This window comes from Campylobacter novaezeelandiae, assembly GCF_004323845.1.
In the GTDB taxonomy this organism is placed as follows: Bacteria; Campylobacterota; Campylobacteria; order Campylobacterales; family Campylobacteraceae; genus Campylobacter_D; species Campylobacter_D novaezeelandiae.
In genome coordinates this window covers 1-23,609 of record NZ_QPGR01000012.1, presented here as the reverse complement: position 1 = coordinate 23,609, position 23,609 = coordinate 1, and the positions used below count along the sequence as shown (strand labels likewise).

The following is a 23,609-nucleotide window of genomic DNA, read 5'->3' as shown; positions in this document are numbered from 1 at the left end:
TTTTTGTAACTAACTTTTAAACCAAGAAGTAATTTTCTCAAAAAATCCTTTTTGTTCATGATGCATGCCATCTTTTATTCCAAAGCTTTCACCTAATTGTTCTAACAATTTTCTTTGTTCATCGTTAAGTGTTTTTGGAAAAGTTATTGCAATTTGAACAATCTGAGAACCAAATTCATTAGAATGAATATTTTTTACACCTTCATTCTGCAAAATAAATCTTTGTTTATCTTTGGCTCCTATTGGAAGTTTTAATATAGCTTCCCCTCTTATAGTAGGAACCTTGATACTTTCTCCTAAAATTGCCTGAGTAAAGAAAACTGGAAATTCTATATAGATATCTTCCCCATCACGAATAAAGGTATCATCTTCTTTTGCTATTATTTTTACAAACAAATCGCCTCTTGTTCCATTTTTGATAATATTACCTTTATTTGCAACTTTTAAAGTTATTCCTGTATCTACACCTTCTGGGATATTAATTTCTACCTTATCTTTTATCTCTTCATAACCCAAACCCTTGCAATCAGGACAGCGTTCACTTACCTTTTCCCCGCTTCCTTTACAATCAGGACAAGTTTGAGCAAAAGTAATAAAACCTTGTTGAATTCCAACTTGACCCTTTCCTTTACATTTAGGACAAGTTTGAGTTTTACCATCTTTAGCGCCACTTCCATCACACTTCTTGCAAAAACTCTTATAAGCAAAATCTATAGTTTTTTTACATCCAAAAACTGCTTCTTTAAAATTTAAATGAAGATTAATATTTAGTTGTGAATTGAATTTTTCATTATTTGCTCTTTTTTTATTAGAACGTGCAAAACCTCCACCAAAAAAGCTCGAGAAAATATCACTCAAGTCCTCAAAATCAGAAAATCCTCCATCAAAACCAGAGGAACTTCCTCCAAGTCCTGCTTTTCCATAACGATCATATATTGCTCTTTTTTCATCATTGCTTAAAACCTCGTAAGCTTCGTTGATTAATTTAAATTTATTTTCAGCTTCTTTATCTCCTTGGTTTCTATCAGGATGATATTTTAAAGCTAACTTTCTATAAGCTTTTTTAATCGTATCTTTATTAGCACTTTGTTCTATTTCTAAAATTTCATAATAATTAATTTCCATTGCATCTCCGCTTATTTATTAAATAATTTAGAAAATAAAAAAGTAATTTACCAAGTTTTTAATATAATTTAAATAAAATTACACTAAAAAATTAAGGAAAAGCAATGATTAATGTTTTAATGATAGAAGATGATCCTGACTTTGCACAATTGTTATCTGAATATTTAGCTCAGTTCAATATAAAAATTACAAATTTTGAAAACCCTCGTTTAGCTTTAGAAACTGGAATTCAAAATTATGATTGTTTAATTTTAGATTTGACTTTACCGCAAATTGATGGTTTAGAAATTTGTAAAGAAATAAGGCAAAAAAGTCATATTCCTATTATCATATCTTCAGCAAGAGGAGATTTAAGTGATAAAGTTGTGGGACTTCAAATTGGAGCTGATGATTATCTTCCAAAACCTTATGATCCAAAAGAAATGTATGCAAGAATTATAAGCCTTATTCGTCGTGCCAAAAGAATTGATAAACAAAATTCTACAGAGAACTTAAATTCTGTATTTAAAATTGATGAAAAAAAGCACGAAATTACTTATAATAATCAAGTTCTAACTTTAACACCAGCAGAATATGAAATCTTAGAATATCTAATACAACAAAATGGATATTCAATATCAAGAGAACAACTTGTTAATCGTTGCAAAAATTTAAAAGATAAAGATTCTAAAAGCTTAGATGTAATTATAGGAAGATTAAGAGTTAAGATAGGAGATAGTTCAAAATCTCCTAAACATATTTTTTCAGTTAGAGGAATAGGATATAAACTTATAGGATGATTAAAAATTACTCTATTAATACAAAATTAATTATTTTATTTGTTGTAACCTTTTTTTTAGTATGTGTTCTTTTTATTATCCTTTTAAAAATTGAAGGCAATATTTACAACAAAGAAGAAAGTTTTAAACAAGAAAATTTAATCAAAAGCTTGTTAAATAATTATAAAAATGAAGTTGATACTGACTTAAAAAAATATTTAATCAACAGCGGATTTAATATAGTAAAAAATAATCAACTCATAAAACTTATTAGAAAAGAAGGGAAAATAGCTTTTATGCAAGATGGAGATTATTGCGATCTTTATTCTTTATTTTATAATAACAATCTTTATTTGGATATGCAGTGTAAAAATTCATCTAATGCCCTATTTGAACAAAGTGCAAACAATAGAGTATATAATCTTTTATTAGCAGGATTTTTCTTTTTTTCTTTTCTAGTCATTTTTATGTATCTTTCTGTTTTAAAGTCTTTAGAACCATTAAAAAAACTTCGTATGCAAATTGCAGAAGTTAGCAATGGAAAAAAACCTAAATTTGAAAATTATCAAGATGATGAAGTAGGAAAAATAGCTTTTGAATTTGAAAAAGCTTTCAAAAAAAATCAAGAACTCATAGAGTCAAGACAACTTTTTTTAAGAACTATTATGCACGAGCTTAAAACCCCTATCGGAAAAGGCAGAATTATTACTGAAATGATTAAAGACTTCAAACAAAAAGATCGTTTAAATGATATTTTTATAAGACTTGATCTTTTAATTAATGAATTTGCAAAAATGGAAAGTTTATTTTCTAAAAACTACAATCTTAACATCACGCAAAATCAATTTAGCGTTATTTTAAATGAAGCTAAAGTCTATCTAATGCGTGATGACTTAGATAAAGTTATTAATATAAAATTATATTCTGATCCTTTTTTAAATGTCGATCTTGAAATTTTCTCTTTAATTTTAAAAAATATGCTAGATAATGCGCTTAAATACTCTGATGATGGAACTTGTAAGCTTGAATGCTATAAAGATTCTTTTGTTATTAAAAATCCTGGAAAAGAATTAAGTCAACCCATTGAATACTATTTTAAAGCTTTTTCAAGAGAAAAATATGAGAAAGTTGGAGGAATGGGACTTGGTCTTTACATAGTTTATGAAGTCTGCAGACTTCATAATTTTGAATTAATTTATAATTATGAAAAAGGAAAACACTGTTTTATGGTATTTTTTGGAGAAAAAAATAAAAATGGCAATTAAAGGCATAGAAAAATTCAATAATCTCGTAGAAAGCTTTGCGAGTCTTCCAACGATTGGAAAAAAAACTGCGATTCGCTTGGCTTATTATATTTGCACAAGCAATCATCTAGAAGGCATGAAGCTTGCACATAATATAGAAAATGCCTTACGCTTTATCAAACCTTGCACACAATGTGGTGCCTTAAGCGAAAATGAGCTTTGTGATATTTGCACAGATGAAAATCGCCAAAAAGATTTAATTTGCATTATACAAAGTCCTAAAGATGTTTTAATTCTCGAAGAAAGCAATAGTTATAATGGATTTTACTTTGTCTTAGAAAATTTAGAAGAAGAAAAAATTCAAAAACTTATTTCTATGATAAAAAAAAACAATACAAAAGAACTTATTTTTGCTTTTACTCATAGTATAAATTCAGATACTATGATTTTCTTTATAGAAGAAAAATTAAAAAATTTAAATTTAAAATTTAGTAAAATAGCACAAGGTATCCCAAGTGGGGTAAATTTAGAAAATGTAGACTTTATTTCATTGCATCAAGCAATAAATTTTAGAACTAATATTGAAAATTAAATATTTTTAATTTTCTGTGCAATTTTTTTATTACAAACAAAACTAAGCTCGTTAAAATCTGCTTTATAAATATTTTCAAAATTACCAAAATAATGAAGTAATTTTTGTATATTAGCCTCACTTAGACCCAAATTAAGAAGTTTTGAACTTTCTAAGTCTTGTTTTCTTTTAGTATTTTGATGAAATTTTATAGCAAAACGATGAGCTTCATCTCTTAATTTTTGCAAAAATTGTAATTTTTTATCATCAACACTTAAAGAAAATTCACCTTTAATAGAATGAATTTTATCTTTTGCTCCACCTTTTGCTCTATGAGCTTTAAAATCGATTTTTTCTTTTGAAATCGCTAAAATATCAATATTTGCTCCACTACTTTCAATGATAGCTTTTGCCAAATCAAGTAAAACCTTCCCGCCATCTATAACCCATAAATCAGGAGGTGGGTTTTTGTCAAAATCTTTAGCCCTTCTTGTTAAAACTTCTCTCATTTGATCATAATCATTTTTATAATGAAGATGAAATCTTTTATATTTTTGCTTATCCCACTCATCTTGCCTGTAACAAACCATAGCACCAATGGTAGCTGAACCTTGCAAATGAGAATTATCAAATATTTCTATGCAATTTGGGAAATTCTCAAGTTCAAAATATGTTTTTAGCTCTTTTAAAATTTCAAAAGAATTATTCTTTTTATATGAATTTATGTTAATTAAAGCATTTTGATATGCTAAATTACAAATTTTTCTTTTTTCACCTATTTTTGGGTTTTTAATAATAATTTTTTTTGAAAACCTTTTACAAAGCAATTCTTCAAGAAGTTTTAAATCTTCAAATTCTTCATAAACATAAATTTGATTTGAAACGATAGGAATATCATAATTAAAATTTTCTAAAATAAACTGTTTATAAATTGCATTTTTATCAAACACATCATTTTTTAAAACAATTATCTTATGATTTGAACCAATCACCTTGCCATTTTGAATCACAAAGCGTAAAAGAGAAAGTAAATTATTCTCATAAGCAATAGCAAAAACTTCAAAATCTTCCAATTTTGCAAGATCAATTTGCACCTTGGTTTCTAAATCCTTAATAGTAGCAATTTGATCTCTAATCTTAGCAGCCTCTTCATAATTTTCATTTTGAGCTAGATGCATCATTTGTTTTTCTAAATTTTTAATCAAAATGTTAGGATTTAATAGAGCATTAGTTGCTTCATTTAAAATTTTTTCATACTCATTTTTTGAAATCAAATTAGCACAAGGAGCTTTACAGCGATTAATTTGATGAAAAAGACAAGGACTTTTACAAGAATTTTTTTGCCTTAAAGGGTAATAATAATAAAGTGCATTTAAAAGCTCTTTTACCCCTTTAAAAAAAGGACCAAAATATTTAATTTTACTTTTTTTAATAAGCTTTCTTGTGCTTTGAAATCTAGGAAATTCTTCATTAAAATCTATATAAATATAAGGATAAGTCTTATCATCTCTTAATAAAATATTATATTTTGGATGAAGTTGCTTGATAAAAGAATTCTCCAAAATTAGAGCATCAGCTTCTGAATTTGTGGTAATAAATTCTAAATGAGTTGCCTCTTTAATCATTTTTTGAATTCTTAATGAATTTCTTGGATTTGGTGCAAAAAAAGGTGTAAAAATAAAATAAGATCTTACACGATTTTTTAAATTTTTAGCCTTGCCTACATACAAAAGTTTGCCATTTTCATCAAAATACTGATAAATTCCTGAACTTTGGGGTAAAGTTTTTAACTCATCATAAATCATTGATTTTTGCTCTTAATTCTTCAAATTGCACATATAATTTTTTATTTTTAAAAGGATTGTTAAATCTAGCTTTTGAAAGCTCAATATAAGATGTTTTTCTTTCTTCTTGTATGAAATTTTTTTTCTCTTTATAACGCTGGGAGAAAATTTTAATAGTATCGACTTTATCAAACGGGGTATTTAAAAATTTTTTTGTGAAAATTTTTATAAGAATTTTAATGTTATTTTTGGTATCATCATTGTTTAAATCTTGATATCCAACAGAATGAAAAGTAACAATATTTAAAATATTATTGTGAATAAAAATTTTTGAAATTAAACGCTGATGTTTTAAATTCATTAATTTTAAAAATTCTTTATAGAGGATAAAATTTTTTAAGGGTTTATAATGATGAAGGCTTATCATATCATTTATAACAGTATCAACACTTTTAATTTTCTTCATAAAATTATTTTAGCATTTTTTTTCTTAATATTTTTAAGTGCTTGTGGCTATAAAGATAATCCTTCATATATTAGTTATGATCAAAATAAATCCGTTAAAAGTATTAAAAAATATGAAAATTTAAACAGGTGGTAAAATGAAAAAAGATTATATTTTAGTATTAGATTTTGGCTCTCAATACACTCAATTAATAGCAAGAAGATTAAGAGAGCAAGGTGTTTATACAGAAATTCTACCTTTTAATGTAAGCTTAGCAGATATAAAAGCAAAAGAGCCTAAAGGTATTATTTTAAGTGGTGGCCCTGCTAGTGTTTATGCAACAGATGCTTATTTTTGTGACAAAGGTGTATTTGAATTAAATTTACCTATACTTGGAATTTGTTATGGAATGCAACTTATGGCTCATCATTTTAAAGCCAATGTCATGCCAGCAGGACACAAAGAGTATGGAAAAGCAAATATAGAAATCAAAAAAGATAGTGCATTATTTAAAAATTTACCCAAAAAACAAACCGTATGGATGAGTCATTCTGATAAAGTGGAAAATCTCCCAGAAGGTTTTGAAGTTTTAGCTACAAGTGAAAATAGTCCTTTTTGTGTTTTTGCTGATGAAAAACGCAAATTCTTTGCCTTGCAATTTCATCCTGAAGTTCAACACAGTGAATTTGGCAAAAGTATATTAAAAAACTTTGCTAAATATGCTTGTAATTGTGAAAGCATTTGGAATATGGGCTCTTTTGCAAAATCTCAAATTCTTAAAATTCAAGAAGAAGTAGGCAAAAATAAAGTTCTTTGTGCGGTAAGTGGAGGAGTTGATAGTAGTGTTGTAGCAGCTTTACTTGCAAATGCCATTAAAGAACAACTTATTGTTGTCTTTGTAGATAATGGTCTTTTAAGAGCCAAAGAAAAAGAACAAGTTGAATTTATGTTTAAAAATACCTTAAATATTCCTCTTATCAGTATAGATGCAAGTGAAATATTTTTAAGTCGTCTAAAAGGCGTTATTGATCCTGAACAAAAAAGAAAAATTATAGGCAATACCTTTATAGAAGTTTTTGAAAATGAAGCAAAAAAACATAGTGATGTTAAGTATCTTGCACAAGGAACACTTTATACAGATATCATAGAAAGTTCAGTTATCGGGGCAAGTAAAACTATAAAAAGTCATCATAATGTAGGAGGACTTCCAGAAAAAATGAACTTAAAACTCATAGAACCTTTAAAAGAAATTTTTAAAGATGAAGTCCGTGCTTTGGGTCTTGAATTAGGACTTAATAAAGATATTGTCTTTCGTCATCCTTTTCCAGGACCTGGGCTTGCCATACGCATTATGGGTGAAGTAAATAAAGAAAGTTTAGATTTATTGCGTAAAGCAGATGTTATCTTGATTGAAGAATTAAAAAGTACTGGTTGGTATGATAAAACTTGGCAAGCATTTTGCGTGCTTTTAAATGTTAAAAGTGTAGGTGTTATGGGTGATAATCGCACCTATGATAATGCAATTTGCATAAGAGTTGTTAATGCAAGCGATGGAATGACAGCTACTTTTTCTCATTTGCCTTATGAAATTTTAGAAAATATAAGCAGACGCATTATCAATGAAGTCCAAGGAATCAACCGTGTTGTTTATGATATTTCTAGTAAGCCACCTGCGACAATAGAATGGGAATAACTATTTTTACAAAAATACACTACAGCAGAAGGAATATTTTTGTAAACAATTTTTGATATTTTAAAAATATCAAAAATCCTGCGACGAAATCTAATACTTGCGGGAATTGGAAGTATATGTGAAAGTAGCAAAATAACTGTTATTTTTTAAACTTTTGTCTTTGGGATAAAAAAGATAATATATTGCGAGCACTACTTAATTTTAATATCTAAATTTTCAAATTTTTGACCTAATTTAATCGCCATTTTTGAATTCGTTATCTATTGCAAAAACTTGTATTTTGATGTTTATATTTAAGAATATCTTTTGTAAAAATACTTATTTCTATTATATTTTAGCCTGATTTAGATCTAAACTTTTAATCATTACAGAAAATGGCTTTTTAGAGCTTAGATATAAAACTCCTGTTTGTTTTGGATTTTTAATAAAAAAACATTTTACTTCCTTAAAAATAAAAATAATTAATTATAAATTGATTAAAAGAAATTAAAAATAAATTTTTATTTATTATATAAATTTTATAAAAATAAAGTTAGAATTAGAATTTTATGAAAGTTTTCAAGGAAGAAATATGCATGGAAAAATAGCAATTTATATGGATTCCACAGGACGTGGAACTGTCACAAATTCAGCCAAAATATTTTTTGAGTTTAATCGTCAAATTTGGAATGATAAAAGAAGTATGCCAAGTGTTGGAATGCTTGTTGAATTCCGTTCAGATGGCAAAACTATAACCGGAATTCGTCCTTCTAAATTTCAGGAATTTAAAGAAGGTGATTTTATCACAGAAAATGACTTTTGGAAAACAGACAATGATGATGAACTCGAAGATTTACAAAATACACGTAGAAGTGCGTATATAACAGAACTTTACCGTAGTACTGATTATGATACTATAGAAAAAATTCCTCTTTCTTTTACCATACCTCAAGCTATACAAAAATATTTTTCAGGAGAAATTCTCTCAGTTGAAGCTTTAAAATCCAATATCCAAGATCAAAAAGAAATCCCATGCATTTTAGATTATATCATTATAAAACGTTTTTTAAACAAATCTCTTGATACTTTAATTTTTATGGATAATTCTATAGATCAAACACAATTTAGCTCCTTAAAAAGCATAATAATGCATCTTGAAAATTCTTATACAGATATGAAAGATAAACATAAAATGTTTAATATTAATAAAATCTTTAATGAAACCTTTTTATCTCTTCAATGTCACTATCAAGCACTTCTTGCTACCATAGATACAAGAAAAAATCGATCAGCTGCCTTAGAGTCTCAAATTAAAAATCTTAATCTTGAACTTAATTCAAAGTCTAATGCCAATCCTGATAAAATCAAAGCAAAACAGGAGAGATTAGAAAGCCTTCAAAAAGAAAATGAGTATTATAAAACTTCCCTTAAGCGTCTTATTGCTATTAAAGAAGACTTTTATAAAAAGAATTTAAGTATTTTTGAAAATGCTTTTAAATTATCTAAAGAAAAACTCTTTTCTAAAATTATTACAGGGCTTAACCTTTGTGCTACTATTATGGACATGAAAATTTGGAAGCTTTCTTTAAAATCATCTGGGGTAAAAAATTCATATTTTACAAGAACCAATATAGAAAATTCTTTTTGCTCCTTATCTTTTGCTGAACATTATTTAAGTCGACTTAATAAATCAGCACTAAATCCTTTTGATCATAAACTTTTGCTTTATATTCAAAAAATTTCTAAAGAGCAAAGAAAAAAATTTTTAGTTGTTACTTCAGATCTTGATTTACTTTGCAAAATTAAAATTGAAATTTTTTCTTTAAATCCTTACTATCTTGTGAAATATGCCCCGAAAAAAGTTAATTATCAATCTTTAATGAGAGATAATACTTTTGATATAGTTTATATTGATGAAAAACACGTTTGGGACAACGTTGCAGATATTATACTAGAAGGAAAACATTTTGATAAAACAGGAAAAACGAAATTTAAACTCATTTAACTATAAATTTTTAAGTTAAATACCGCTATAATTTTAATGCCTAAGCAGTATAGCATTTAAAGATTCAACAAAAAATATTTAACTGCGAATGTATAATTTACCGTGTCTGTGGCTTCGCTTGAGTTTTTTAAATTAAAACGAGAAGTTGCAGCCTTTAAAAATTATCTAGCGGTTCTCTTGACTTCTTGGAGTCATTTAAAGTTAACTGTTTAGGTTTCAAGGAGATATATGAAAATACTTATTTTAGGTAGCGGTGCAAGAGAATATTCTATAGCCCTAGCTTTAAAACAAACTACAAAGAATCTAGATTTATATTTTTCCCCTGGAAATGGGGCTACTCAAAACCTTGGAACAAACTTAAATATTGAAGATATTAATGAAATTGCAAATTATGCAAAAACAAATAAAATAGATCTTTGTATAGTTGGAAGTGAAGATTTTTTAGCAAAAGGGGTTGTTGACATTTTCAAAGAAAATAACTTAACTATTTTTGGACCAACAAAAGCAGCGGCAATGCTTGAAAGTTCAAAAACTTTTATGAAAAATTTTTTAAACAAATATAATATCAAAACAGCAAAATTTTTAACTACTAATGATTTAAACGAAGCTAAAAATTTTATACAAAAACTAACCCCACCTATTGTTGTAAAAGCAGATGGTTTATGTGCTGGTAAAGGTGTAATTATTACTTTAACACACGAAGAGGCAATATATGAAAGCAAAAAAATGCTTGATGGCGAAAGCTTTGGTGATGCTGGAAAATCTATAGTTATTGAAGAATTCTTAGAAGGATATGAGCTTAGTATTTTTGCTATTTGCGATGGAGATAATTTCATCCTTTTGCCTGTAGCACAAGATCATAAAAAACTTTTAGATGAAGATAAGGGACCAAATACTGGTGGAATGGGTGCTTATGCACCAAGTCCTTTGGCCAGTGAAGAACTTTTAGAAAAAATTAAAAAAGATATCATTATACCTACTTTAGAAGGAATGAAAAAAGAAAACAAAGAATTTCATGGAGTACTTTTCATAGGCGCAATGATAGTAAAAAATGAACCTTATGTTTTAGAATTTAATGTTCGTTTTGGAGATCCTGAATGTGAAGTTTTGATGCCTTTGATCAAAAATCCACTCGAACTTATTTTAGCCTCAACACAAAAACATTTAAAAGATATAAAATTAGAATTAAAAAATGAATTTGCTGTTGGCGTAGTTTGCGCAAGTAAAAACTATCCTTATAAAAATTCAGAAAAAAGCGAAATTATTATTAAAAGCATTCCTGAAAATTCTCATATTTCATATGCTGGAGTTAGTTTAGAAAATAATCAACTTATGGCAAGCGGTGGACGAATTTTAGTATGTGTTGGATTGGGAAAAAATCTTAAAGAAGCTAAACAAAAAGCTTATGATTTATGCGATAATATCCATTTTGAAGGAAAACAATTTAGAAAAGATATTGGATTTTGGGTTTTTAAAAAATGAAAGAAGATTTATTCGATAAACTTGAACGTGAAAATTTAAAAATTGCTAGTTTTTATAAAAGAGTCTTAGCTTATTTAATAGATAATTTAATTTTATCTTGCATAGTTTTTGTTATATTTTATAACCAATTTTCGATGGCAAAGGATGCTTTTGAAGTAACACAAATCCTAGGAAATTTCTCTTTAGGCTTTATGCTTTTACATTTTTTTTACCACTCCTTATTTACCTACATGTATGGTGCAAGTTTAGGAAAAATGGTTTGTAAAATCATTATTTTAGATGAAGATTTGCTTGATAAGCCAACATTAAAACAAAGCTGTATTAGATCTGCTATAAGACAGATAAGTGATATAGCCTTTATGTTGGGTTTTGTATGGGCTTTGGGAAACAACTTACGTAAAACTTGGGAAGATTATGTAGCAAGGACAATTGTCGTCAATGCTGCGTAAGATTTTCTTGCTTTTAGGAACTGCTTTTGTTCTTAATGCAGTTGAAATTAATATCTATGCCTTAAATGTAAAAAAAGAAAAAGATATAATTACTGCAAATACAGATGTTGTGATTTTTTCTGATTTTTATTTTATCACTGCAAATAAAGCAATTTATAATGAAACAACTCAAGAAGTTGAACTTTTTGGCGATGTCAACGTTTTAAGAGGACAAAATGAACGTCTTCATTCAAACTATGCTAAAATTAAACTTAATACAGATGAAGCAAAATTTCAAAATTTCTTTTTTTCTAATAACAACCTTGAAGTATGGTTTCAAAGTAAAAATAGTTATTTAAGTAACAATAAATTTGAAAGTCAGATTTCTAGTGTTTCAAGTTGTAATGTTGAAAATCCAGATTGGGAAATTCGTTTTAGTGACGGATGGCTTAATAGAGAAAATAATTTTGTTCATCTTTATAATGCAAAATTATATGTTAAAGGTGTTCCTGTTTTTTATTTACCTTATTTTGGTTTTAGTGCAGATACACATAGACAAAGTGGGTTACTTATCCCTCAAATTGTTTTAAAGAAAAATGAAGGACTTTATTATCAGCAACCAATTTATATAGCCTATAAGGATAATTGGGATTTAGAATTAAATCCTCAAATTAGAGCAAAAAGAGGATTTGGTTTATATTCTAGTTTAAGATTTGTAGATTCTTTATACTCTATGGGAAATTTAAATTTCGGTCTTTTTAGAGAAAAAAAGCAATATTATTTTAAAGAAAATTTAAAAAATCAAACTCATGGTGGTATAGAATTAAAATATTTAAGAAATAACCTTATAAAAGGATTACTTGGAGATAATTTTCAAGAAAATTTATGGATAGATGCAACCTATCTTAATGATATAGATTATTTTAATCTTAGCCCCAGTGCTTACAATGATTTAACTTCACTCGTTACATCAAAAATTAACTATTTTTTAGCAGATGAAAATAATTTCTATGGAGCTTATGCAAAATACTATATTGATACTTCAAAAGTTAACAATAAAGATACCCTACAAGAATACCCTTCTTTTCAATATCATAGGTTCTTAAATTCTTTATGGAAAGAAAATATTCGTTATTCTTTTGATGCATCTTTTCATAATTATTACAGGCAAGTAGGATCTTATGCCAATCAGCTTAATTTAACTTTACCTTTTTCTTATCATGATGTTTTCTTTGATAATTTTTTGCATTTTACTTTCACTGAAAATTTTTATGCCTCTTTTGTTAATTATTCTCAAGATCCTCAAAAAAACAAAGAGCATCTTTTTAAAAATACTCATGAATTTAATCTATATACTGATTTATCAAAATCATATGACAATTTCTTTCACACTTTAAATTTTGGAATTAATTATTTACTGCCTGGAACAAAATCTGGTTTCATTACAGAAGATTATCTTAAGTCAGAAAATGAAGAAGAAAATTCGAAATTATATATTGTGCAATATTTTTATAATCAACTTGGAGATAAAAAATTTAAACATCGTTTTAATATAAACTATTTAAATCGTCAAGAAAAATTTGAAAAAATAGAAAATTTATTTACTTATTATTATAATGATTACATTAGCTTCAATAATGAAATCAAATATTCTTATTTACAAAATCGTTTTAGTAAAATTTTAAGTCAATTACAAACCAATATCGTTCCAAAATTTAATTGGAATTTTTCTCATGCTTATCAAAATGATGAATATGGAAAGTATAGCTTTATAAGCACACAGGCTAATTATAAATTTAATCAAAATTATTATGTTTTTGGTGGAATTTGGTTTGATACCCAAAGATCACATCCTAATATGTGGGAAATTGGATATACTTATCAAAGAAAATGTTGGAATTATTCTTTAGTATATAGAGAAAAAATAGATCCTCAACTTACAAGCGGAGGAATTAGTGCTAAAAATCAAAGCGGGGTCTATTTTGTCTTTAATTTCTATCCTATTGGAGGAGTTAAGTATGATTTTTCTTTACAAGAAAGCGAAAATAAAATTTAAAGGATTATCTTGTTTAATTCATTTTTAAAAAAAATAACAAATACTTTTTTTGGAGAAAAAGGAAATAAAATGCAATATAACATACAAATTAATAAAAATTTAGAAACTTTTTATATTGACAAAGTAGCTAGACAAGCTCTAGGTTCTGTCTTACTTCAAGTTGGAAAAAGCGTTGTTTTAGCAACTATTGCAAAAGAGGATAAAAAAGTTGAAGAAGATTTTCTACCCTTAACCGTTCAATATATAGAAAAAGCATATGCTGCAGGTAAAATTCCAGGCGGATATGTAAAAAGAGAAACTAAGCCAAGCGATATAGAAACCTTAAATGCAAGAATTATTGATAGAAGTTTAAGACCATTATTTCCAAAAGGTTATCTTTATCCTACACAAATTACTGTAATGATACTTTCAGCTGATTGTGAAACAGATTTACAGGTAATAAGTTTAAATGCTGCAAGTATTGCTCTTTATATAAGCGGAATTCCTATTAAAGCTCCAGTGTGCGGGGTGCGTATTGCAAAAATTAATGAAGAATTTATTCTTAATCCAAACAATCAAGAACTTCAAAAAAGCTCTTTAGATCTTTATGTATCTGGGGTAAAAGATGAACTTTTAATGATAGAAATGAGAGCCTTGCCAAGTAAGGATAATGATACTCAAAAAATGAATGAATTAAGCGAAGATGAGACAATCAAAGCTTTAGAGATGGCTCAACAAGCAATTTATGAAGCATCTTGTATTTATGAAAAAACTTTCGCTAAACATAAAAAAGAAATTGATATTGAACTAAAAGAACAAATAGAAAATAATGAACTTTTTGAATTTATAGAAAAAAATTATCTAAATGATATCAAAAATGCTATCAATCAAATGGCAAAAAGTGAACGAGCAAGCGAACTTGATAAAATTTCTCAAAAAATCCTAAATTTTCATTCTAACGAAGGATGGAGTCAAGAAGAAATTTTAAATACTCTATTTTTAATTAAAAGAAAAATTATAAGAGAACAAATTATTTATGAAAGAAAAAGAGCTGATGGAAGAGCTTTAAATGAAGTACGCCCTATCGATATAGAAACAAATATTTTACCAAATGCACACGGATCTTGCCTTTTTACAAGAGGCCAAACTCAAGCACTTGTAGTAGCTACTTTAGGCAATGACAATGATGCGCAAATGATAGACTTGCTCACAGAAAAAAATCCTATCAATGAACGCTTTATGGTTAATTATAATTTTCCAGGATTTAGCGTTGGTGAAGCAAGTCCTATAAAAGCACCTGGAAGACGAGAATTAGGCCATGGAAATTTAGCTAAAAGAGCTCTTTATCCAAGTATTGATGAAGATTATCCTTATGTAATTCGTTTAGTAAGTGAAATTTTAGAAAGCAATGGTTCAAGTTCTATGGCTTCAGTATGTGGAGGATCTTTGGCTTTAAGAGCTGCTGGAGTACAAAGCATTGACCTTATAGCAGGTGTTGCTATGGGACTTATTTTTGAAAAAGACAAATACGCTATATTAACCGATATTATGGGTTTAGAAGATCACGATGGGGATATGGACTTTAAAGTAGCTGGAAATAAAGATGGTATTACTGCTTTGCAAATGGATATAAAACTTGGTGGCATAAATAAAGAAATATTAAAAGAAGCTCTTATGCAAGCAAAAGAAGCAAGAATTCATATTCTTAATATCATGCAAAAAGCTAATGAAAATATTATAGTCAATGAAGAAATTTTGCCAAAATTAGAATTATTTAAAATCGATCCTTCAAAAATTGTTGATATTATAGGACAAGGTGGAAAAACAATTAAAGAAATTGTTGAAAAATTTGATGTTTGTATTGATATTGATAGAGAAAAAGGTGAAATAAAAATTGCAAGTAATAATAATGAATGTATAAAATTAGCCAAAGAATACATTTTAAATATCACTAAAGGAAAGAAAAAAGAAACCCTAAAAGATATTTCAGAATTTGAACTTCATCAGGAATTTACAGGTATTGTAAAAAAAGTTACCTCTTTTGGTGCTTTTATTGAACTTAAAAATGGCATAGATGGATTGCTTCATAGCTCTAAAATCAAAAGCACACTCAATATTGGAGATGAAATAAAAGTTAAGATTAATGAAATTAAAAATGGAAAAATTTCTGTAGATTTAGCAAATGAATGATATCATAATCCATCCTTTAGAACCTTTTTTTGATAGAAATTCAAAAATACTAATCTTAGGTTCTTTTCCATCAATAAAATCAAGAATTAGTGGATTTTACTATCAACATCCAAGAAATCATTTTTGGAGAATTTTAGAAAAATTATATCAAGCAAAATCACTAAATAATATTAATGCTCAAAAAAAATTTTTAAAAACACATCACATAGCTTTATGGGACGTTTTACAAAGTTGTAAAATTAAAAATTCAAATGATAAAACTATAAGTTTTCCAAAGATGAATGATTTAAATCAAATTCTAGATAAAGCTAAAATTGAAAAAATAGCCATAACAGGCAAAAAGGCTTTTGCTTTATTTAAAAAATATCAAGAAGCTTTTGTAAAAGAAGCTTACCCTGATATTCAAATTCTAAATCTTCCATCAAGCTCACCTGCAAATTTAAATTTTAGCTTCGAACAACTTGTTAAAAAATACCAAGCTATATTAGAATAAATCAAAAAAGGGAAAGAATGAAAAAAATTTGTTTTGTATGCTTAGGAAATATATGCCGATCCCCTATGGCTGAATTTATTATGAAAGATTTAATCAAAAAAGATAATACTATACATATAGAAGTTACAAGTGCTGGAACTTCTGGTTATCACGATGGAGAAGATATGCACGTAAAAACAAAAGAACAGCTTAAAAAAGCAAGTATTCAAGCAAATGGATTTATTAGTAAAAAACTAACGCAAACCATGTGTGACAATAATGATTATATTATAGTTATGGATAATTCTAATTTTAATAATGTTTTAAAAGATTTTAAAAATATAGAAAATAAAATTTTAAAACTTACTCAATTTGCAAAAGAATTAAACTACAACGAAGTTCCAGATCCTTGGTTTACGCATAATTTTGACGAAACTTATAAAATAATCTCTTTAGCTTGTAATAATCTTTTAAGCTTTTTAAAAACTTAATCATTTTTAAAAAGCTTGATAGCTAACGATTTTGCCTTGCTTTGATCCGTATCTTTTTTTAAAGTTTTATAAATTTTACTCACATATTCTTCTAAAATAGTATGAGAATTTATGCGTTTTTCATTTTTTTTAGGGGTTATTTTATAGTATTCTCCATGATTATTTAACTCATAAGATAAGGTATTATCATCAAGTTGTAAATGTAAAATTTTAGAAAGTTTAGCCTTACTTCTTTCATCAAAAATAGGAGACATTAATTCCAATCTTCTTTCTAAATTTCTAGGCATCCAATCAGCACTTGAAATAAAATAATTCGGTTCACTATGTTTAAAATAAAAAATCCTTGCATGTTCTAAGTATTTACCAATAATACTTTTAACTCTAATATTTTTACTATAAGACTCACCTGGTCTTAAACAACAAATTCCGCGCACAATAAGATCGATTTTAACTCCCTTAATAGAAGCTTCGTATAGGGCTTTAATAATATCAGGATCAACTAAAGAATTCATTTTAGCAATAATTACACCTTCTTGCTCTTTTAAACTTTCTACGCGGATCATTTCAAGAATTTTTTCTTTAATTTGATTAGGACTCATTGCTAAAGTTTTTAAAGTTCTATTTTTATTAAATCCTGAAAGAATATGAAAAAAACTAGTTGTATCTTTTGCAAATTCTTCCTTACTAGTAAAATAACTCACATCTGTATAAATCTTAGCACTACTTGCATTATAGTTTCCCGTGCTTAAATGCACATAGAATTTAAGTTTATCGTTATGCTTTCTAATTACTTGCGAAACTTTAGCATGCACTTTAAATCCAGTAATACCATAAATCACATGAGCACCCGCATCTTCTAAAGCTTTAGCCCAATGTAAATTATTTTCCTCATCAAATCTTGCTTTAAGTTCAACCATAACTGTTACTTGTTTTCCGTCACTTGCAGCATCAATTAAAGCTTGAACTATATTTGAGTTTTTTTCAACTCTATAAAGTGTCATTCTTATAGATATAACCTCTGGATCTTTGCTTGCCTCTTTTATAAATTTATACACAGGATCAAAACTTTCAAAAGGTTGCAATATCATTATATCTTCTTTATCTATAGCATTAAAAATCGAAGTGTTTTCATCAAAAGGAGGCAATACCTTTGGAGTATAAAGTGGATTTAAAAGATGAGTAAAGGTTTTATTTTCAATAATTTGCCAAAGTGCTGGTAAATTTAAAAGTATAGAATACTCATAAATATCTTTATTAAAAATTTTCATATGAGTATTTAAAAATTCCATAATTTGTTCATCAGCATTTTTTTGGATCTGAAGTCTTACAAAAGCACCTTTTCTACGAAGCTTTAAACCTTGTTCTAAAATCATCATAAAATCATCTGCTTCTTCTTCTTCTATAACTATATCAGCATTTCTTGTAACTCTAAAAGCTGCTGAAGATAAAAGCTTATAACCTGGAAAGATATCTTCTATATGAGGGGTTACTATACTTTCAATAGGAACATAAATATTTGAACTTACTTCATAAAATCTTGGTAATACCCTAGGAATTCTAATCATTCCAAATTTAATAAGCTCAGGATTACTTTTATCACAAATTTTAACTACTAAAGAAAAGGATAAATTATTTAAATGCGGAAAAGGATGTGTAGCATCTACTGCTATAGGAACAATTACAGAAAAAATATAAGAAAAAAAATACTCATCACATTTTGCTTTTAAATTTTTATCAAGTTTTTCATAGGGCTTAATGAATAGATTTTCTTTTTCAAGCTCTTTGGTGATTTTAATAAAATATTCTTCTAAAAGTTTTTGTTCTTGATGAAGATATTTACGAATTTCTTTTAATTGTTTTAAAGGAGTCATCTCATCACTACTGCTTGTATTAATTCCTACAGAAAAAAGTTGTTTTAATCCTGCAACTCTAATCATATAAAATTCATCTAAATTAGTACAATAAATTGCAATAAATTTTAATTTTTCAAGCAAAGGTAAATCTTTAGAACATTGATCTAAAACGCGGGAATTAAATTTAAGCCAAGAAAGTTCCCTGTTTAAAAACATACTAGGATTAATTTGCATTCAAAACTCCTTACAACCTAGCAATTTAAAAAATAACAATTTGTTAATAATATTATAAATTGGTAAAGATTTCACTAATTTAAATAATATACCCTTTTAAACTAATTAAGAGTAAATATATCCTTAAATTAATATTAAATATATATTAGTTAAAATTTTAATTTTCATTTTCTTTAAACAAATTTACTAAAGGAGATTTTTTTGAAACATAAAAAACCTTTTTTAAGCCTTTCTAGTATTTTTTTAATTCTTCTTATAGCTTTTTTCATTATTGGTTTTTACACTTTCTATAATGCAAAAGGAACTTCTTATCTAAGCAACGCTAGCGAATCTTGTAATAATTGTCATATTATGAATGAAGTTTATAATGACTATCTTGCAGGGCCTCATTCTAAGAAAATTGCTGGTGAACCTAGAGCGACTTGTTCTGATTGTCATTTACCACATAATTTTATCAACAAATGGATCGCAAAAGCTCAAAGTGGTCTAGGACATGCTTATGCATTTACTTTTAAGCTTGATGAATTGCCAACCAATCTTAGTGCTAATGAGAAGAGCAAAAAAATGGTTCAAGATAATTGCATCCGTTGTCATGCAGATTATGCGGCAAGTGCAATAAATGCAACAACAAATCATCATTCAAATAATGCTTTAAATTGTGCTTCTTGCCATAGTGGCGTAGGACACAAACTTGGATTTTAACTATTAGGAGGAAATTATTATGAATAAAAAAATTTTATACCCTGGTATAATTGCTTTAGTCATTTTAATTGCTGGAGTTCTCTGGCTCAATAATGATATAAGCAAAAAACAACAAGAAAGTTTGGGCGGAATTGATAGTAAAAATTTCGTTGAACTAAGTGATGATAATCCAACATTTGATGTATGGGGGAAGAATTTTCCAGATCATTTAGACATGTATTTAAAAGTTGAACAAGAAAAACCAATTCCAACAGAATATGGTGGAAATTTAGCTTATTCTAAACTTATACGCTATCCACAACTAACTGTACTTTGGGCTGGCTATCCTTTTGCTCTTGACGCAAATGAAGAAAGAGGACATTTTTGGGTTCAAGTTGATCAAATGGATACAGCAAGAAATAATAAAGATTTTTTAAATGCACATGGATATAAAGCTTTTCAAGGTCAGCCAACTGCTTGTATGAATTGCCATAGTGGATGGACACCTTGGCTTATAAAAAATGTCGCAAAAAATGATTGGGTGGCTTTTAACACTACTAAATACTGGACTATGATTAAAAATATTCCTGATAATATGAGTACACCAACAAACATACCAGAACATCAAAGTATACATGGCGGAAAAAGAATGGGTGTAACTTGTGCTGATTGTCATAATCCAAATGACATGAGCTTAAGACTCACTAGACCTGCAGCTATCAATGCTTTAGTTGCAAGAGGATATGAAAAAGATCCTATACAAGGAATTAAAGCAACTAGAGAGGAAATGAGAACTCTTGTTTGCTCTCAATGCCATGTAGAATACTACTTTAAACCAACAGGAACAAAAGTAAAAGTAATTGGTGAAAGCATAGCAAATGATAATACCAAAAAATGGTGGGATGGAACTCAAAAAACTTATGATGAATTTGACTCTTGGAGAGATGGTAATCAGGCCATTGAAATTGAAGCTGATGGTTTAGAGTTAGTTTTCCCTTGGGCTGAATGGAAAAAAGGACAACCATTTAGAATTGAAATGTTTGATGATTATTATGAAAAAGTTCGTTCTATTTTTGCAAAAGATTGGGATCATAAAATAACTGGTGCGCCTATGCTTAAAATTCAACATCCAGAAAGTGAATTATACAGTGGTGGAGTTCATGCTGCCAATGGAGTAAGCTGTGCTGATTGTCATATGCCTTATATTAGAAAAGGCGCTAAAAAGCTTACTCAACATAATATTACCTCTCCTTTACAAGATATAAATTCAGCTTGTAAAACTTGTCATACTCAAAGCGAAAGCTATCTAAAGGCACAAATTAAAGATATTCAAAATTCAGTAGCTTATGATCTAAGAACTGCAGAATATGCTATCGTAAGTCTTATTCAAGATATCAAAACTTTAAGAGATACTTTATCTAACATGCCAGAATATAAAAATAATAATCAAAAAATCAACAATGAATTAAAAGAAGTTTTAGAACTTCATAGAAAAGCTCAAATGAGAGCAGATTTTATCGGTGCTGAAAATTCAACAGGATTTCATAACCCTAGAGAAGCATCAAGAATGCTATTGCAGGCTGTAGATATGGCAAGACTTGGGCAAGCCAAACTTGTAGAAATTGCAACTGCTAATAAAATAAACAATTTTAAAATTTCTAATTTAGGTTTTGAGGATATTCAAAAATTAAATCCTGGAGAAATTTATTATAAAACAGATCTTAATGGACATAAAGCTGAAGAAAGATATTATAAACATTCCAATATTAACGGAAATCCTCCATCAGATCTTTTAGAGAATGATAAAAATATTAAACCTTATAATTATCAAGTTATTGATAAAAAATAAAAAATTAGAAGATAGATTTAACCTTTCTATCTTCTAAATTTCACTTTCGCTTTAGGTTCCCACTTTATAATAAATTATAAAAAATAAAAAAAAGGGGAACAATGAACAAAAATCAGCTATTTAGACAAATCCATATTTATATTAGTTTATTTTTCTTACCTATGGCATTCATTTTTTCTATTTCTGGCATAGCATATATTTTTGGCTTTAAGCAAGATATTGGAATAAAAGAAGAAAATTATATAATCAAACAAAATATAAAAGATGAAGAGCAAGGAAATTTTTTACTTAATTTTTTAAAAGAAAATAACTTAAGCATTCCTTCAAATACAAAATTATTCAAAGATAAGAAAAATAATAGTATTAATATAGGTGGAATACATTATCAAGCAAGTATTGCTAAAATAAACGATAATGAATATAAAATCACAACCAAAACAAGAAGTTTATTAGGTGATTTAATAATGCTTCATAAAAATAAAGGAATGTGGTATTTTTCTGTGCTTTCAATTGCTTTTGGATGTGCATTATTTTTTCTTTATTTTTCAGGCTTATTTATTACTTTATTTGCAAGTAAAAAAAATAGAAAAAAGCAAATTTATGTGCTATTGCTGGGTATTTTGATCACTTTTTTATTAGCCTATTTAAGTCTTTAATTAAGGCTAATTTTAAGCAAATTTATATATAATACCCATTTTAAAGGACAGATGGGTGAGTGGCTGAAACCACACCCCTGCTAAGGGTGCAGATCTTAACGGGTCTCGAGGGTTCAAATCCCTCTCTGTCCGCCACTAAGTCTTTTAATTTAAAAATTTATAATTCTTAAATATTTTCTATAAATCTCAAGATTATAATATTTTGTTAAATTTTATAGTCAGCTAAAATTCATCTATAGAATATTTTTGATAAAAATCTTTTCATTAAAATACTAAAATTGCATAAATTTATAAATTAAAATAATTTCAAATTTATTTTTTACATTTTTAAACTTTTGAACTTAATTTTTAATCAATAACTAAAAGACGTTTTATTTCAAGTATATGAAATGACATTAAGTGAAATATTTGAAGTTTGATAGCGGAAAGAAAACAGAAGTAAAGAAATTAATTATAATTATATAATTTAATTTAATTAATAATATGGCAAAAAACTTATGTCGAGGATTTTAAAAAACAATTAAAGAAATAAATGTTTTTAGAACTATGCCACTTTTTAAATTTATAAGAATAAGACTATATATCAGCTAAATGATAGTCTTATAATATTTACTAGATCAAAAAAAAGATTTTACCCATAAAACTTAACGATATCTAACAAATGAGATCAACTTATATATAAAAATTATAATATACCTGTTTGCGAACTTAAACAAAACAAAGCTTTAAAATCAATGTGTAGCATCACAAAAGAACAAAAACTCTTTTAGAATACAAGCGTTTTAATTAAGGTTAAACAACCGAATAAGATATAAATAGCAATCAAATATTGTTTTACTAGAAATCAAAACTTATAAAATAGGATACAAAATAACAAACTTAGAATTTATCTTGAATATAAATAATGATAAACGTATAACACGAAAAAGCTGAACAAGAAAAATTTTTTACAAGACTAAAAAAATACTAAGCATTATATAATCAATTTATAATAAATGCTTTGGCGAAATGTAGCAACTCATTACAACTATAACGAACGAAGCTAATAATAAAATTTCAACCATCAAAGAACGAATGATAATCAATCCACCCCTTTTAATATCAAAAACTTCAAAGACATATAAAGCTTAAAGAAATAAAAATAAAGCCCAAGAACTTTTTTATTTAAATAAGCAAAGAGTAATTAAAGTAAAAGAAGCATAAAACTATAAGAATCTTTTTACAACGAATTAAACAAATATGTCTAAAAGCTTATCTTTTTTGCTAGTATCTACTTGATTATCCACATTTATATTAATATCTTTACTTACTTCGATATTTTTTTCCTTGTTTTCTTGTTTAAGTTTTACTTCTTCAAGTTTTAATAATGGTTTTACTGTATAACGTAAGTTTGTATCAATAACTTGATTACAACATTGAGAATATACTAATCCCATAATTAGCCTTTAGCGATACAAATACCCAATTTAAAACGAACTTGATATTGGTATTGATGTATTGCTAACAATTGTGAAAATATTCCCACAAGTCATACTTCTACCTTCCATATATTCTTGTTGCAAATTACTAAGACTTGCTATGATAACTATGATTTAAAGCTAAAGCAACGCTATACAATGAAGCAATAATCACTA

At 27.2% G+C, this 23,609-nt stretch carries 19 protein-coding genes and 1 tRNA gene; 15 read left to right on the top strand and 5 right to left on the bottom strand.

All coding sequences use genetic code 11. The features are described from left to right. Window positions 1–9: 9 nt before the first annotated feature. Window positions 10–1,125: a molecular chaperone DnaJ gene (gene dnaJ, locus DU473_RS06300; RefSeq protein WP_131166207.1), complete on the bottom strand. Its 1,116-nt coding sequence runs from the start codon at window positions 1,123–1,125 to the stop codon at window positions 10–12. A 104-nt stretch (window positions 1,126–1,229) separates the two neighbouring features. On the opposite strand from dnaJ, the gene DU473_RS06295 reads away from it, so the two are divergent. The 3 genes from DU473_RS06295 to recR are packed head-to-tail and all read left to right on the top strand — an operon-like array spanning window position 1,230 to window position 3,719. Next, window positions 1,230–1,904: a response regulator transcription factor gene (locus tag DU473_RS06295; protein WP_131163471.1), complete on the top strand. Its 675-nt coding sequence runs from the start codon at window positions 1,230–1,232 to the stop codon at window positions 1,902–1,904. After that, window positions 1,901–3,148 (top strand): ArsS family sensor histidine kinase, encoded by a 1,248-nt coding sequence (locus DU473_RS06290; RefSeq protein ID WP_131166208.1) that lies wholly within the window; start codon window positions 1,901–1,903, stop codon window positions 3,146–3,148. The genes DU473_RS06295 and DU473_RS06290 overlap by 4 nt, the downstream gene beginning before the upstream one ends. Further along, a complete protein-coding gene (gene recR, locus DU473_RS06285) occupies window positions 3,138–3,719 on the top strand; it encodes a recombination mediator RecR (RefSeq protein WP_131163499.1) in 582 nt (193 codons plus the stop codon). The genes DU473_RS06290 and recR overlap by 11 nt, the downstream gene beginning before the upstream one ends. On the opposite strand, the gene uvrC is transcribed toward recR, so the two are convergent. Together uvrC and DU473_RS06275 are read right to left on the bottom strand one after the other, a co-directional pair. Next, window positions 3,716–5,503: an excinuclease ABC subunit UvrC gene (gene uvrC, locus DU473_RS06280; RefSeq protein WP_131166209.1), complete on the bottom strand. Its 1,788-nt coding sequence runs from the start codon at window positions 5,501–5,503 to the stop codon at window positions 3,716–3,718. The two genes, recR and uvrC, sit on opposite strands and share 4 nt — an antisense overlap. Beyond that, entirely contained in the window at window positions 5,493–5,948 is a 456-nt protein-coding gene (locus DU473_RS06275; protein ID WP_131163468.1) for a hypothetical protein, read from the bottom strand. The genes uvrC and DU473_RS06275 overlap by 11 nt, the downstream gene beginning before the upstream one ends. Before the next feature lie 136 nt (window positions 5,949–6,084). Between DU473_RS06275 and guaA the strand changes: the two genes are divergently transcribed. The 8 genes from guaA (at window position 6,085) to DU473_RS06230 (ending at window position 16,702) form a co-directional block, all read left to right on the top strand. Continuing rightward, complete coding sequence (gene guaA, locus DU473_RS06265; RefSeq protein ID WP_131166210.1) at window positions 6,085–7,620, top strand: glutamine-hydrolyzing GMP synthase; 1,536 nt, start codon at window positions 6,085–6,087, stop codon at window positions 7,618–7,620. A 571-nt stretch (window positions 7,621–8,191) separates the two neighbouring features. Beyond that, entirely contained in the window at window positions 8,192–9,604 is a 1,413-nt protein-coding gene (locus DU473_RS06260; RefSeq protein ID WP_131166211.1) for a hypothetical protein, read from the top strand. A gap of 228 nt (window positions 9,605–9,832) precedes the next feature. Continuing rightward, window positions 9,833–11,086: a phosphoribosylamine--glycine ligase gene (gene purD, locus DU473_RS06255; RefSeq protein WP_131163464.1), complete on the top strand. Its 1,254-nt coding sequence runs from the start codon at window positions 9,833–9,835 to the stop codon at window positions 11,084–11,086. Beyond that, the gene (locus DU473_RS06250) at window positions 11,083–11,535 is read left to right on the top strand and encodes an RDD family protein (RefSeq protein ID WP_131163463.1); all 453 of its coding nucleotides are present in this window, start codon (window positions 11,083–11,085) and stop codon (window positions 11,533–11,535) included. The genes purD and DU473_RS06250 overlap by 4 nt, the downstream gene beginning before the upstream one ends. Then, complete coding sequence (locus DU473_RS06245) at window positions 11,525–13,570, top strand: LPS-assembly protein LptD (RefSeq protein ID WP_131186754.1); 2,046 nt, start codon at window positions 11,525–11,527, stop codon at window positions 13,568–13,570. Before DU473_RS06250 ends, DU473_RS06245 begins: the two co-directional genes overlap by 11 nt. 69 nt (window positions 13,571–13,639) lie before the next feature. Further along, window positions 13,640–15,739, top strand: a complete 2,100-nt coding sequence (locus DU473_RS06240) for a polyribonucleotide nucleotidyltransferase (RefSeq protein ID WP_131186753.1) — start codon at window positions 13,640–13,642, stop codon at window positions 15,737–15,739. Next, on the top strand, window positions 15,732–16,232 hold the full coding sequence (locus DU473_RS06235; protein ID WP_131186752.1) for a DNA-deoxyinosine glycosylase: 501 nt from the start codon (window positions 15,732–15,734) through the stop codon (window positions 16,230–16,232). The genes DU473_RS06240 and DU473_RS06235 overlap by 8 nt, the downstream gene beginning before the upstream one ends. Window positions 16,233–16,249: 17 nt before the next feature. Beyond that, a complete protein-coding gene (locus DU473_RS06230) occupies window positions 16,250–16,702 on the top strand; it encodes a low molecular weight protein-tyrosine-phosphatase (RefSeq protein ID WP_131186751.1) in 453 nt (150 codons plus the stop codon). On the opposite strand, the gene DU473_RS06225 is transcribed toward DU473_RS06230, so the two are convergent. Then, window positions 16,699–18,789, bottom strand: a complete 2,091-nt coding sequence (locus tag DU473_RS06225; RefSeq protein ID WP_131166215.1) for an RNA degradosome polyphosphate kinase — start codon at window positions 18,787–18,789, stop codon at window positions 16,699–16,701. The two genes, DU473_RS06230 and DU473_RS06225, sit on opposite strands and share 4 nt — an antisense overlap. 201 nt (window positions 18,790–18,990) lie before the next feature. Between DU473_RS06225 and nrfH the strand changes: the two genes are divergently transcribed. From nrfH to DU473_RS06205, 4 genes are all read left to right on the top strand, one after another. After that, complete coding sequence (gene nrfH / locus DU473_RS06220) at window positions 18,991–19,491, top strand: cytochrome c nitrite reductase small subunit (protein ID WP_131166216.1); 501 nt, start codon at window positions 18,991–18,993, stop codon at window positions 19,489–19,491. Between the two features lie 19 nt (window positions 19,492–19,510). Further along, window positions 19,511–21,319, top strand: a complete 1,809-nt coding sequence (locus DU473_RS06215) for an ammonia-forming cytochrome c nitrite reductase subunit c552 (protein WP_131163456.1) — start codon at window positions 19,511–19,513, stop codon at window positions 21,317–21,319. A 101-nt stretch (window positions 21,320–21,420) separates the two neighbouring features. Continuing rightward, complete coding sequence (locus tag DU473_RS06210) at window positions 21,421–21,975, top strand: hypothetical protein (protein WP_131163455.1); 555 nt, start codon at window positions 21,421–21,423, stop codon at window positions 21,973–21,975. Between the two features lie 45 nt (window positions 21,976–22,020). Then, window positions 22,021–22,110: transfer RNA gene (locus tag DU473_RS06205), tRNA-Ser, on the top strand. A 1,094-nt stretch (window positions 22,111–23,204) separates the two neighbouring features. Here DU473_RS06205 and DU473_RS06200 read toward each other — a convergent pair. Further along, entirely contained in the window at window positions 23,205–23,411 is a 207-nt protein-coding gene (locus DU473_RS06200; protein WP_131186750.1) for a hypothetical protein, read from the bottom strand. Window positions 23,412–23,609: the final 198 nt, after the last annotated feature.

Bases quoted from the DNA above. Each gene is read 5' to 3' on its own strand.
- dnaJ (WP_131166207.1), bottom strand. From the start codon at position 1,125: ATGGAAATTAATTATTATGAAATTTTAGAAATAGAACAAAGTGCTAAT.
- DU473_RS06295 (WP_131163471.1), top strand. From the start codon at position 1,230: ATGATTAATGTTTTAATGATAGAAGATGATCCTGACTTTGCACAATTG.
- DU473_RS06290 (WP_131166208.1), top strand. From the start codon at position 1,901: ATGATTAAAAATTACTCTATTAATACAAAATTAATTATTTTATTTGTT.
- recR (WP_131163499.1), top strand. From the start codon at position 3,138: ATGGCAATTAAAGGCATAGAAAAATTCAATAATCTCGTAGAAAGCTTT.
- uvrC (WP_131166209.1), bottom strand. From the start codon at position 5,503: ATGATTTATGATGAGTTAAAAACTTTACCCCAAAGTTCAGGAATTTAT.
- DU473_RS06275 (WP_131163468.1), bottom strand. From the start codon at position 5,948: ATGAAGAAAATTAAAAGTGTTGATACTGTTATAAATGATATGATAAGC.
- guaA (WP_131166210.1), top strand. From the start codon at position 6,085: ATGAAAAAAGATTATATTTTAGTATTAGATTTTGGCTCTCAATACACT.
- DU473_RS06260 (WP_131166211.1), top strand. From the start codon at position 8,192: ATGCATGGAAAAATAGCAATTTATATGGATTCCACAGGACGTGGAACT.
- purD (WP_131163464.1), top strand. From the start codon at position 9,833: ATGAAAATACTTATTTTAGGTAGCGGTGCAAGAGAATATTCTATAGCC.
- DU473_RS06250 (WP_131163463.1), top strand. From the start codon at position 11,083: ATGAAAGAAGATTTATTCGATAAACTTGAACGTGAAAATTTAAAAATT.
- DU473_RS06245 (WP_131186754.1), top strand. From the start codon at position 11,525: ATGCTGCGTAAGATTTTCTTGCTTTTAGGAACTGCTTTTGTTCTTAAT.
- DU473_RS06240 (WP_131186753.1), top strand. From the start codon at position 13,640: ATGCAATATAACATACAAATTAATAAAAATTTAGAAACTTTTTATATT.
- DU473_RS06235 (WP_131186752.1), top strand. From the start codon at position 15,732: ATGAATGATATCATAATCCATCCTTTAGAACCTTTTTTTGATAGAAAT.
- DU473_RS06230 (WP_131186751.1), top strand. From the start codon at position 16,250: ATGAAAAAAATTTGTTTTGTATGCTTAGGAAATATATGCCGATCCCCT.
- DU473_RS06225 (WP_131166215.1), bottom strand. From the start codon at position 18,789: ATGCAAATTAATCCTAGTATGTTTTTAAACAGGGAACTTTCTTGGCTT.
- DU473_RS06215 (WP_131163456.1), top strand. From the start codon at position 19,511: ATGAATAAAAAAATTTTATACCCTGGTATAATTGCTTTAGTCATTTTA.
- DU473_RS06210 (WP_131163455.1), top strand. From the start codon at position 21,421: ATGAACAAAAATCAGCTATTTAGACAAATCCATATTTATATTAGTTTA.
- DU473_RS06200 (WP_131186750.1), bottom strand. From the start codon at position 23,411: ATGGGATTAGTATATTCTCAATGTTGTAATCAAGTTATTGATACAAAC.